Source organism: Photobacterium rosenbergii (assembly GCF_033022775.1).
Lineage (GTDB): Bacteria > Pseudomonadota > Gammaproteobacteria > Enterobacterales > Vibrionaceae > Photobacterium > Photobacterium rosenbergii_A.
Genome location: NZ_JAWJZI010000005.1, coordinates 131,560 through 144,024, shown reverse-complemented (window position 1 = coordinate 144,024; position 12,465 = coordinate 131,560). Strand labels below are relative to the sequence as shown.

Here is a 12,465-nt window from a genome sequence, read left to right as displayed (position 1 = left end):
GTAAGTGAATAAAAATTTTGTGTGATTTTTTTTGCTTTCAACGTAAGATTTTTGGACTTGTTTAAAACAGATTTCGAGTGTTAACGCTCTAAGCCACTGTTTGAACTTAATGCTATTCGAAAATAATCTGGCCGAAAGATCACCTTATTTGCTCTTTTTATTAAAGATTTTTGTTATCTAAATTTGTACAAAAGCTGTTCTTTGTTCTACACATAATGGGGTAGTGGTAAATAATAAATAAGGACAGTTAGTTATGAATAAAGTCTTCAAGGTACTTCCGCTTGCACTGTTGATATCCGGCGCTGTTCACGCTGCCACTGATAATCCATGGTATGTGGGTGCCCGTGTCGGTGGAACAACGTATGACAACCTAGATGGCGTGATCAAAGGCCAGAATGCCGACAAAGATGATTGGGGTGGCGGTGTCTTCTTAGGGTATAACTTCAACTCTTGGTTTGCATTGGAAGGTGGTTATACCTACCTGGGTCAAGCTGATATCGGTTCTGACGGGTTTGAAGTACAGGGTATTGATCTGTTAGGTAAATTTACCTACGAAGTGTCTGATTCGTTTGATATTTACGGCAAGCTTGGCGGTTTCGTCGCTTATGCAGACAATGGTGAAGAAAACGATGACAATACGAACCTAGCGGGTACTGCGGGTGTCGGTATTGAATATTTCTTCAATAATGATTTATCTGCCAGGGCTGAGTACCAATATTACAATCAAGTGGGTAAAACGGAATCGCCTGGAGAAAGTGATGTTCACTTTTATGGCTTGAGCTTAGTGTATCACTGGGGAGCGCCTGCACCGGTGCCTGTCGTCGAGCCAGAGCCAGAAGCAATGCCAGAGCCAGTACCAGAAATTGTGAAGGTTGAAGCCGTAGGCGCTGTATTACCATTTGCTTTTGATAGTGATAAGTTGACTCAACGTGATATCGAACGGCTGCAGCCGGTTGCCCAGCAGCTCGTGAAGTACCCTGATACCCAGCTTTATGTGGTCGGTCATACCGATAGTCGTGGTTCGATTGAATACAACCAGAAGTTATCTGAAGATCGTGCTGCGGTAGTTGCAGGCTATGTAGGTAATCACTTTGGTATTGATGAGAGCCGTATCGTTGCACAGGGTCGCGGTGAGTTAGAGCCTGTTGCAACTAATGATACCGAAGAGGGGCGGGCTCAGAATCGTCGTGTTGAAGTGTTTGTTCCGGGCTTCGAAATGGAAAAATAACACTTAGGTAATTTTAGTTTTTCAAACAAAAATCCAGCATCTTTGATGCTGGATTTTTTCATTTTGTTATTGCTGACTATGTGCTGATAAAGATGCTTTGTTAAGCGGTTTTGATATCAGCACTTTCAAGCTTTGCTTCAGCTGCCTTACACGCTGCAGCTGTAAAGATAACGTCAGTTGAGCTGTTCAGAGCGGTTTCAGCTGAATCCTGAATAACACCAATGATGAAGCCAACAGCAACAACCTGCATCGCCACATCATTTGGGATACCAAACAGGCTACATGCTAGAGGGATCAGCAATAGTGAACCGCCAGCTACACCAGAAGCACCACACGCCGATACTGCCGCAACCACACTCAATAGCACAGCTGTTGCGACATCCACATCGATCCCCATAGTGTGCACGGCAGCCAGAGTCAGAACCGTAATGGTAATTGCAGCACCCGCCATATTGATGGTTGCACCCAGAGGAATAGATACAGAGTAAGTATCTTCATGCAAGTCTAGATCTTTACATAGCTGCATGTTGACCGGGATATTTGCCGCTGAGCTACGGGTGAAGAAAGCCGTAATCCCACTTTCACGGATACAGCGAAGTACCAGTGGGTATGGGTTCTCTTTGGTTTTCACAAAAACAATGATTGGGTTAACCACAAATGCGATGACAGCCATAGAGCCTAGTAGAACAGCGAGTAGGTGGCCATAACCAAATAGGGCGTCAAAACCTGTTTCTGCAAACGTATTTGCCACTAGGCCGAAGATACCAATTGGCGCTAGGCGAATAACAAAGCGAACAATCAGCGTGATGCCATTAGAAACATCATGGAAAACCTGCTTGGTGGCATCACTAGCTTGGTGAAGAGCAAAGCCAAGGGCGATCGCCCAAGCCAGAATACCAATGAAGTTGCCAGACATTAGGGCGTTTACAGGGTTATCGACAATCTTAAATAGCAAAGTATTCAGAACTTCGGTAATGCCTTCAGGCGGTGTAGCGCCAGTCGCACCGGTAACCAGAGTTAGAGTGGTAGGGAAAAGGAAACTCATGGTTACGGCGGTGAGTGCTGCCATCAAAGTACCGAATAGGTACAGTACAATGATCGGCTTCATATTGGTATGTGCGCCTTTCTTCTGGTTAGCAATCGAAGAGGCGACAAGAATGAAGACCAAAATCGGAGCAACAGCTTTAAGGGCGCTGACGAACAAGCCGCCTAAGAAGCCAACTTTAACAGCTGAAGCGGGTGAGAATAGTGCGAGGATAACACCGGCGACAATACCAATCAGTATTTGTACCACCAGGCTTCCATTCGCGACTCGGGCTAGAAAGGGTTGTGTTTGATTCATATTACATCCTGCATATTTATAGTTTTGACGCTAAGCATTAAATCTTGCCTGCGACACATTTTGTAACAGGAATTCTGGCACATTTCCATAGTCGATTAAAGAAACTTTTGATTCACACAATATTAACAGGCTATTTCTGCTAGCTTTGAAGCCTTTAATTCTATTCGCTTAGTCGCTGGGGGTTGTTAAAGGTGGAGTCCATGGTTAGAGGGGGAATGTTAAAAAGCCCACCAGAAGGTGGGCTTTGCAAGTACTAAAGCGCTGTTATTTAGGGGTTATTGGTTCAAGTACACTTGACTTCACATTCACACTTTTTGTGGTTGTTTTATTCAGCCTTTGCATAACCGATAGTGCTTTATGCTTGTCTTCTTTGCTAAACTGGCGTTTATTCTTGCTGTAATGACATTGCATAACATGTTGTATTGCTTCGTCCAACTCTTTATTGAGCGGATGGGCAGGGTGCAGTTTAAGCCACTGTTGGTAGTAGCTTTGAAGCAGAACCGGTTGGCTTCTCTCCAGTGCATCCATCATCCCGTCAACAGGCGTAAGCTGTTGTGGTTTGGCTGCTGTATTTGATGGTTGTAGTTGTTTAGGCTTGTTCCTTTCAAGGAGCCATAGCACTAACGTTGCTAGCCAAAGTATGGCAAGGCACAAAGAAAGCCAAGGCCACCAACCACTGTCTTTCACAATCTCTGTCTGAACACTGGTTGCTACCGGCTCAACGTTGTCTGATTGCAGAGCTTGAGGGGGCAACAATGCCTGTGAACTTGGATCGCCTGGCAGTACCGATAATGTTAAGCCGTCTATTTTGCTGGTTTCTTGCTTTGAGGTAGCAGTATTCCACCAATTGATCGACAACGGCGGTAGCGTGATATCTCCAGCTTGACGCGGGATGATCACTTGCTTGATGGTCATAAAGGTAAAGTCATCATCGCTGCCATAGACAGGGCTTTCATCGTAAACTCTCACTGAGTTCGGGTACTGCAAGTTAAGGTTGGGTAACGTACTTTGTTCCGCATTCTTAATACGTAAGGTGATAGTACGGCTAATTGGTTCACCAACTTTTATCTCATTGACTTCTGGTTGCCATTGCTGCTCGAGTACTAAGGCTTCGGTTGGAAGCCACAGCCCTTTGTAATCAGCAGGCTTGGCCAATACTGAGAGTGTCAGGTCATCAGCTTGTTGTTCGAACGGGATCTGCAAGGTTGAGCCAAAACCACGGTTACCTTTAATCAGGTTACCGGTAAATTTGGCACCGCGAAGTAGTATGTCACCAGATTTATTGGCAGTGATCTGGTAGTCACGGGTAATGATCAGGTAGCGGCGCCCATTCAGTACTGTTTCGACCTGTCGGTCTTCGCCCAGTTGCTTCACATTTAGGCCATCACCAGAAGGAGCTTGCAGAGCTGCTTGGCTCATTTGCTCGCCAATTCGTATTCTCACGGTGTAGCGAATGCTTTCTCCGACATACAGTTGGTCTTTATTGCTTTCCGCATCAATTCGAATTTCAGGCTTGGATGTATTTGCTGTCGACTTGTTCGCAGACTTCATGACCGTCATGGTAATAGGATCGGTCTTACTGGCACCGATGCGAAAGCTCGGGATAGTAAATTCCCCGACTTCTTTTGCGGCAACGGCAATTTTCCATTCAGTTTGGCGAGTCACGACACCGTTAACAAAGCTGGTACCACTGCTCACCGCTGGGGAGCCGTAATTGAAGTCATCGTCGAGCACACTAAGGTCTAGCGCATTTGTATTCACGTTATCGTCGACGCTAATCGTCAGTTGGAATACCTCATTAACACCAACGATATTTTTAGAAACCGTGGCGACGGCTTGGGCGGCATATGAAGACACTGAAAAAGACAGTAGCCAGCCCCAAAAGAGTATTTTCAGCCAGTGATTCACTGCATGATTTTTACGTTGAAAGCTAAACATATTATTACTAATCATATATTTACCAAGAGTTATCTGTTGCTTCAGGTGCCTGTTTCTCTCGAGCCTGCAAGATGAGCTGAGCGCGGATCAAGGCACTGGTGTCATTCGGCACTTGTTCCAATTTTTTTAGAACCGGATCACTGGCGGTAACGCTGTCTGGCGTTTCTTGGCCTTGTGAACCTGTTAAAGCACTGGCGTTGTTTTCTTCTGGTTCGTCATTGCTATCCCCAGGTTGTGATGATTGTGCTGAAGACTCTTCATTTGATTGTTGTTGCTCTCCAGAAGACTGAGCCTGTTGTTGGTTCATCGCATCACTCTGGTCATTATTGGATTGACTCTGAGCTTGCCCTGAATGTTGATCATTTTGATGCTGATCACTCTGCTGCTGGCCATTTTGTTCACTTTGCTGATCAGTTTGAGTTTGTTGGCTCTGTTGCTGTGAACCACTTGGTTGATTTTGATTTTGGCCTTGTTCAGAGTCAGAATTTTCTTCTGGTTGCTCCTGTTGCTGATCTTGGTGATTGTCTTGCGACTGGTTTTTCCCATTCTGAGATGAATTATCTTGGGGCTGCCGTTGCCCCTGAGATTGATTCTGATCTTGCTCTGATTGCTGATCGCTCTGCTGCTGGCTCTGTTCTTGCTTTTCTTGTTGCCTCTCTTGCTGTTTTTTGAGGGCTTGGACTAGTGACAGGTTTTTTTGAGCATCTTGATGATCCGGGTTCTTATCCAGAATCGATTGATATAGAGATTCAGCTCGGTCTAAATCACCGCTTTGCGCATAGGCATTGGCAAGGTTGTACTGGGAGTGTTCATCAGAAAGCGGCGAGAGAGTATCTATTGCCCCTTCAAAGTCTCCCGCTCTATATTGCGCGGCACCACGCCATTGCGGCGAAGAAAATTGCTCTGCGGCTTCTGCAAACTTTTCCTGTTCAAATAACTCAAAACCCAAATTGTCATTATTGGTGAAAGGAGCAGACAAGGACGCAGCGAATGCATCATCAACGGGTGTGATTATCAATATGGCAGCGATAATCACACCACGGCGGAAACCAAGTAAGGCGAGTAAGGCAATAGGAAGCAATAACCAGAAACCACCATTAATTCGTTCTTCAAGCTCTTTGCTGGCATCGCTGTTATTGTTACTGATAGGTTTCTCTGTTGCCTTGATGAGCGCTTCGATATCAAAGTCGGTAGGTTGGGATAGTTGGAAAACACCTCCCGTTAAGCGTGTTAGCTCACGCAGAGGAGCGATTTCCAGTTTATCGATCACAGTTTTGCCGTTGCTATTAGTCAGTAGCGTTCCGTCTGGTAGCCTAATTGGTGCACCATCCGTTGTCCCGACACCTAAAATAGAAAGACGATACTGATTCTCATCCAGTAGCTTTTTGCTATCTCGACTTTCTTTTTGGCTTAGACCATCAGTGATCAATATGATATCCCCTTGCTGGTGGCCAGCTTGCTTAAGCAGGTTGATGGCTTCCTGGATACCTGCCGCAGCATTACTGCCCTGGATAGGCATGATTTCGGGGGAGAGGTGAGGGATAAGGTTGGCTAACGTCGAGCTGTCTTTCGTTAATGGACTGACAATATAGCCATCTGCCGCATAAGTGACCAAGCCGGTGCTGCCTTCTTTCCAACCGGGCAGGAGATCAAGTGCTTTGAAGCGGGCTTGGCTAAGGCGGTTCGGCACAATGTCATCGGCATACATGGAACGAGACATATCCATGACCAAGACCCGAGCTCCTGAGAGGCTAAAAGCAGGAATCGGTGATTTCTGCCAGCTTGGGCCTGCAAGTGCGACAACAGCGAGAGTCCAGAGGATACCCAGAGCTGGCAAGGTAGCCCGAGATTGAGCTTTAGTTGATAGCCCCAGTTTTTCGGCCAAGTGCGGTGCGATAAGCCCTTGCTTGTGTTTCTTCTTGGCTAACCAAGGCAAGATCATCAGCAATGGCAGCAGAGCGATTAGCCAATATGGATATAGAAATGTAAAACTAACCATTACGCTTTCTCATAACAACAATAACGACCGACAACAACAGAGATAGAGCCAAGGGGAATCGGAATAGCTCCTGACGAGGCCGCCAAGTTTGCTGGGCGGTATTGATAGGCTCTAGCTGGTCAATCATCTGATAAATTTGTTCCAACTCTTGCGGGTTACGAGCTCGGAAGTATTGTCCGCCGGTCATTTCCGCAATGCGGGTTAGCATCCTCTCATCGAGATCGTGGGAAGGATTAACCGTACGGGTAGAAAAGAAGGTGCGTTGTTCCATCTCTTCAGCGCCGACACCAACGGTATAAATGGTGACATCACTGCGGGCAGCAAGCTCAGCAGCTTCCAGTGGTTCAATGACACCAGCGGTATTAGCACCGTCACTCAGCAACACAATCACTCGCTGTGGTGCTTCACTATCGATGAAGGTCTTGGTTGCAATACCTAGCCCCTCACCGATAGCGGTACTTTGGCCAATAAGTCCTAATACAGTACGGTCGAGTTGTTGCTGGACGGTATCTCGGTCAAAGGTCAGTGGTGTTTGCAGGTAGGCATGGTTGGCAAACAAAACCAGCCCGAGACGATCGCCACTACGCTTGCCTATGAACTGATGCAGCACATCCTTAACAGCCGTTAGGCGATCAATAGCCTCGCCGTCTTCGGTGATCATATCTTTGATCGACATTGATCCTGATAAATCGACTGCTAGCATCATGTCCCGGTGATCTGGGTTGATCTCTATCGGATCGCCGTACCAGACCGGACGTGATAATGCACCGATCAAACATAACCATGCCACTGCCATGAGGGCGACTAACCAACGGCTAACTTTGGCTTTCTGCCCGAGTCCATCAGGTAACTTAGGTAGCCTGATAACCGCAGGCTGAGCTTTGGGTTTGCTGAAGAAATACACAACTGCAGGTACTGGGAGCAGCGTGAAAGCCCAGAGCCAAGTAAATTCAAACATTACCAGACTCCTTGGATACTTCCGGCAAGACATCAAACTTGGCCTTGCGGATCCACTTTTTGGCTTGTTGGTAACACATAGCAAATTGTTCTTTTTCTAACGGGGTTGGGGAGAATAACCCTTGCTGCCAAGTGTCTTTCAAGCGGGTAAAACCTTGATCCTTTTGTTCCAGATGCAGATCGAGGAACGAAAGCCACGATTGACCGGTCAAGCCCGCTACGTATTCTCGTGAATGGTAAGACATTGCCACCTGACGCAATAGCAAGTTAACTTGATTGAAATGCTCGGGTGATTTCAACGTTGCTAGGTGTTGTAAGGCTTCCCGTCTTGCAAGGTTGTAACGTCGCTGTTTCTTGAAAGCCATCACCAAAAAAGCTATTGCAATACAAGTGAGCAAGATGGCAACCCACCAACCCCATGCCAGTGGCCAAACTCCCGGAGCATCAGGCAGGTGAATATCTGCAAGGGGAAGCGTCGGTAGTGTTGTTGCTTCAGCCATTTTCCCCTCCTTTATAGGCTTTGAAACCGGAATGGCCCAATTGCTCCATTAAGGTTTGGGCGGCAGACAAGTGGTGCAATGGTATAGCGAGGCTTTTGCACATTTCCTGAATGAATTCTTGATGCTGCTGGTACTGAGTGCTCAGGCTTTCACGGGTACTTTTTGCGGAAAAGTCTAGCCACGTTGACTGCTGATCATCGGTGACAAACTCAATGCCATTGAATGTAGTTTGACCCAACTCTAATGGGTCAAAGAGTTGGACGAACTGAAGCCGGTTGTGTTGACGCAGCTGGCTTAAGCGGCGTTTGTCTTTGTCCTGCAATTGATAGAAATCACTAAGTACGATGATTTCACTGCCTTTAGGGCAGAGGTGATGCAGGTGTTTCAAGGCATCGGAGAAGTTCAGGCGCTTGTCATTGAAACCGTCATTCCCACCTTCTTCACTCCCACTTTCTTGGTGGGCGGCAATGATGGCGTTGATGACTGTTAACGGCCCTTGCTGGCGAGCGGTTGGTTTGCATTCGTACAGGCGGTTACCGTTAAACACAATGGCTCCGATCCGGTCTTGCTCACTAACAGCCAGCCAACTGAGCAAGCTGGAAAAGTGGGCTGCTTGGACAGATTTCAACAGCAGTTGGGTGCCAAATTTCATGCTTGGGCTGACATCGATCAGCAGCATCACCGGTTGCTCACGCTCTTCGGTGAACAGCTTGGTATGCGTTTTACCGGTACGAGCAGTAACGCGCCAGTCGATGGCGCGAATATCATCTCCTGCCTGATAGGGGCGTACTTCGGCGAAATTCATTCCGCGCCCTTTGTGACGGCTTTGGTGCTTGCCATTTAGCTGTGACCAGACACTTTGTGCAGGGGGTAACCATCTTACTGACTGGTTTTTGTATTGCAGTAATTCAGCCAGGCAGAGGTTAACACCATCACTGTGAGCAGGGAGTGTTGGAGTTAAATCCTGTGAGTTCATGCGCAAGCAACCTGTGAGACTAGCTGCTCGATAATAGTATCCGGAGCGACAGCTTCAGCTTGGGCTTCATAACTAAGAAGCAAGCGGTGACGCAGCACGGGATAAGCCATCAGCTGGACATCTTCAGGTGTGACAAAATCCCTGCCGTTAAGCCAAGCATGGGCACGGGCACAGCGGTCAAGAGCAAGTGTTGCACGCGGGCTAACCCCCATTTGTAACCAACTAGCAAGTTGCTCGCTGTATTTGGATGGGTGACGCGTCGCCATGACCAAGCGAATGATGTATTGCTCAACTTCTTCAGCCATATGGATGTTGAGCACTTCTTTACGGGCCGCAAAGATCTCTTCTTGCGTAATTTGTACTTGCTCTTGTGCTGTGATGCCTAAAGCTTCACCTCTATTCAGTCGCAGAATTTCCAGTTCGCTGGATTCGTCTGGGTATTCAACGTTGAGTTGAAGTAGAAATCGATCCAACTGAGCCTCTGGCAGTGGATAGGTCCCTTCTTGCTCAATAGGGTTTTGGGTCGCCATGACCAAAAACAGCTCAGGTAATTGATAGGTTTTACGTCCTGCGGTGATTTGCTTTTCAGCCATTGCTTCTAACATCGCGGCTTGTACTTTTGCCGGTGCACGGTTGATCTCATCGGCAAGCAACAAGGCATTGAAGATTGGACCGGGCTGGAAAGTGAAATCTCCCGTTTCGGGACGGAAAATGTCAGTGCCTGTTAAATCGGCAGGCAAGAGATCCGGGGTAAATTGAATGCGGTGGAAGTTACCCTCAATACTATCAGATAACACTTTTACAGCTCGTGTCTTGGCCAAACCAGGAGGCCCTTCAACCAAGATATGGCCGTCAGCAAGTAGGGCGATCATTAACTGTTTAACAAGATTCGGTTGACCGATGACCTGAGTGTTCAGGTGAGATTGAAGGCGTTGGAAAGTCGTTGTCAACATGGGGTGCTATTTTCCTTAAATGAAACAGTCAAATATGAAAATTAAGACTCAAATTGGCGGCTTTAGTTCAGCGCTAAGGAGTGGGTGGTGATTTTCTAGCCTTTTTATTCACTCCTGCAACAGATCAGACCTCTTAATAATAGTGATTATTGATGCACTTTTGCAGTGCAACCTTGCACAAATAACAGTCAAAATTTAGCTATTACCTCATTCTATATCATTGTTTTCGCTTATATAAAACTTGGCACCTATTATGCTTACAAAAATTAACATTAATGACACATTTAAAGGTTAGTCTTGGTTTTGCGGTTTAGCGTGATTCTATGCAGGAATATTGGTACGACCATTGATGCTCCGTGTTGATATTGCTATGTGCATGTGTTCTTATAATATTCGTGCAATGTAAAAGTCACCTAAGTGTCTTTTTCGCTCGCTAGGATGCAACAAGATTAAAAATAAGGCTGATTAAACAGTCTACGTTGGTTAGTGGTCCTTATTGATGAGATGCTTATAAGTATTTGAGGTTTAAGGATTGTAAGTCATCATAAAGATGGAATGGAGTCTTCTGTAATGAGTAAAAAAGCATTAGTAACTGGTGCAAAAGGTGGTATTGGTTCAGCGATCACTAAAGGATTAGTGGATGCGGGTTTTCGTGTGATTGCCACATATTTCCCAAGCGGTGAAGCCAAAGCTAAAGAATGGTTTAAAGAGAATAATTATTCGGAAGAGCAGGTTCGTTTGTTCCCGCTAGATGTTACGGATGCTGACTACTGTGCAGAAGCATTGGCAACATTGCTGCAAGAGGAAGGTAACATTGATGTGCTTGTCAATAACGCTGGCATTACACGCGATACAACGTTCAAGCGCATGTCCAAAGAGCAGTGGAGTGATGTGATTACAACAAACCTGAACAGTTTGTTTAACGTGACTCAGCCGCTGTTTGCTTCAATGTGCGAACACGGTAATTCACGTGTGATTAATATTTCCTCAGTCAATGGTCTTAAGGGTCAGTTTGGTCAGGCGAACTACTCTGCTGCTAAAGCAGGGATGATCGGCTTCACTAAAGCATTGGCAGCAGAAGGTGCACGTTCTGGTGTTACGGTTAACGCCATTGCCCCAGGCTACACCGGTACGCCAATGGTAGAAGCAATTAAGCCAGAAGTACTAGATAGCATTAAAGCTGAAATCCCAATGAAACGTCTTGCAGCCCCTGCTGAAGTCGCGGCGGCGGTGACTTTCTTGGCAAGCGATGCTGCTGCTTACATCACTGGCGAAACACTGTCTGTGAACGGCGGCTTGTACATGCACTAATGGTTTAATTTCTGAATTTTGAAAGGACGCAAAAAATCATGGCAAAAGTATATATCGTTGCGGCTAAACGTACGCCTATCGGTAGTTTTAATGGTGCGCTGAAATCAGTTCCTGCTTCCCAACTGGCTGCTGTCGCAATTAAAGCGGCGCTGGAAGAAGCTAAGGTAGACCCAGCAAACCTTGATGAAGTTATTCTTGGTAATGTTGTTGGTGCTGGACAAGGTATGGGCCCTGGTCGTCAAGCGGCTATCTATGCTGGTGTCCCTCAGGAAGTACCAGCATACAGCCTAAACATGGTATGTGGCTCAGGTATGAAAGCGGTAATGGATGCTGCTGCTCATATCAAAGCAGGCGATGCTGAACTTGTTGTTGCAGCTGGTGCAGAAAATATGTCTCAGATTCCATTCTGTGCACCAGCAACGATTCGCGATGGTCAGAAAATGGGCTCTCTAAGCCTAGATGATCTTCTAATTTCCGACGGCCTTACCGATGTCTTCAATAAGTACCACATGGGCGTAACAGCAGAAAATGTTGTTGCCAAAGTGGGCCTTAATCGTGAGCAGCAAGACAACTTTGCATTGGCAAGCCAGCAAAAAGCAGTGGCAGCTATCGAACAAGGCAAATTTGCAGGTGAGATTGCACCTGTAGAAGTGACTGTTCGCAGAAAAACCAGTGTTGTAGATACCGATGAGTATCCAAAAGCGGACGCAAGTATTGAAGGTTTGGCGAAACTTCGTCCAGCCTTCAAGAAAGAGGGTGGCTCTGTTACAGCAGGTAACGCATCAGGCATTAACGATGGTGCCAGTGCAATTATCGTTGCTTCAGAAGCGGCTGTCGAAAAATATGGCTTGACGCCGTTAGCTGAAATTGAAAGCTATGCCCAAGCGGGTATTGCTCCAGAGGTAATGGGTCTAGGTCCGGTTCCTGCTGTGGTTAAAGCGTTGGACAAAGCAGAGCTTAACATCGCGGATGTTGGTTTGTTCGAGTTCAATGAAGCGTTTGCGGGTCAGGCTCTAGGTGTACTTCATGAATTGGCCGACGAGCTAGGGTCTCAAGTCGAAGATCTGGCCGAGCGCTCCAATGTAAATGGTGGTGCGATTGCACTGGGTCACCCACTGGGTGCTTCAGGTAACCGTATTATTGTCAGCCTTCTTCACGAAATGCGCCGTCGTGGCACAGAGCATGGCCTAGCCACGTTGTGTGTTGGTGGTGGTATGGGTACAGCAATTGTACTGAAAAGCGTCTAATTCAATTGTAAAGC

10 protein-coding genes are annotated in these 12,465 nt (G+C 46.6%); 3 read left to right on the top strand and 7 right to left on the bottom strand.

Annotated elements, in window-relative coordinates; genetic code table 11:
• Positions 1–253 precede the first annotated feature (253 nt).
• Complete coding sequence (locus R2X38_RS14235; protein ID WP_317522945.1) at positions 254–1,228, top strand: outer membrane beta-barrel protein; 975 nt, start codon at positions 254–256, stop codon at positions 1,226–1,228.
• A 100-nt stretch (positions 1,229–1,328) separates the two neighbouring features.
• Here R2X38_RS14235 and sstT read toward each other — a convergent pair whose 3' ends face one another.
• The 7 genes from sstT to R2X38_RS14200 form a co-directional block, all read right to left on the bottom strand.
• Entirely contained in the window at positions 1,329–2,570 is a 1,242-nt protein-coding gene (gene sstT, locus R2X38_RS14230; RefSeq protein ID WP_317522944.1) for a serine/threonine transporter SstT, read from the bottom strand.
• A gap of 264 nt (positions 2,571–2,834) precedes the next feature.
• Entirely contained in the window at positions 2,835–4,523 is a 1,689-nt protein-coding gene (locus tag R2X38_RS14225; protein ID WP_317522943.1) for a BatD family protein, read from the bottom strand.
• Positions 4,524–4,527: 4 nt separating this feature from the next.
• Positions 4,528–6,507 carry a VWA domain-containing protein gene (locus R2X38_RS14220; RefSeq protein WP_317522942.1) on the bottom strand — a complete coding sequence of 660 codons (1,980 nt, stop codon included), beginning with the start codon at positions 6,505–6,507 and terminating at the stop codon, positions 4,528–4,530.
• The gene (locus R2X38_RS14215; RefSeq protein ID WP_317522941.1) at positions 6,500–7,465 is read right to left on the bottom strand and encodes a VWA domain-containing protein; all 966 of its coding nucleotides are present in this window, start codon (positions 7,463–7,465) and stop codon (positions 6,500–6,502) included. Before R2X38_RS14215 ends, R2X38_RS14220 begins: the two co-directional genes overlap by 8 nt.
• Complete coding sequence (locus R2X38_RS14210) at positions 7,458–7,964, bottom strand: DUF4381 domain-containing protein (RefSeq protein ID WP_317522939.1); 507 nt, start codon at positions 7,962–7,964, stop codon at positions 7,458–7,460. Before R2X38_RS14210 ends, R2X38_RS14215 begins: the two co-directional genes overlap by 8 nt.
• Positions 7,957–8,940 (bottom strand): DUF58 domain-containing protein, encoded by a 984-nt coding sequence (locus R2X38_RS14205; protein WP_317522938.1) that lies wholly within the window; start codon positions 8,938–8,940, stop codon positions 7,957–7,959. The genes R2X38_RS14210 and R2X38_RS14205 overlap by 8 nt, the downstream gene beginning before the upstream one ends.
• Entirely contained in the window at positions 8,937–9,893 is a 957-nt protein-coding gene (locus R2X38_RS14200) for a MoxR family ATPase (protein ID WP_317522937.1), read from the bottom strand. Before R2X38_RS14200 ends, R2X38_RS14205 begins: the two co-directional genes overlap by 4 nt.
• Before the next feature lie 570 nt (positions 9,894–10,463).
• Between R2X38_RS14200 and R2X38_RS14195 the strand changes: the two genes are divergently transcribed.
• Together R2X38_RS14195 and R2X38_RS14190 are read left to right on the top strand one after the other, a co-directional pair.
• Entirely contained in the window at positions 10,464–11,204 is a 741-nt protein-coding gene (locus R2X38_RS14195) for an SDR family oxidoreductase (protein WP_039460827.1), read from the top strand.
• A 38-nt stretch (positions 11,205–11,242) separates the two neighbouring features.
• The gene (locus tag R2X38_RS14190; RefSeq protein ID WP_317522936.1) at positions 11,243–12,451 is read left to right on the top strand and encodes an acetyl-CoA C-acetyltransferase; all 1,209 of its coding nucleotides are present in this window, start codon (positions 11,243–11,245) and stop codon (positions 12,449–12,451) included.
• The last annotated feature ends 14 nt before the right edge of the window (positions 12,452–12,465 follow it).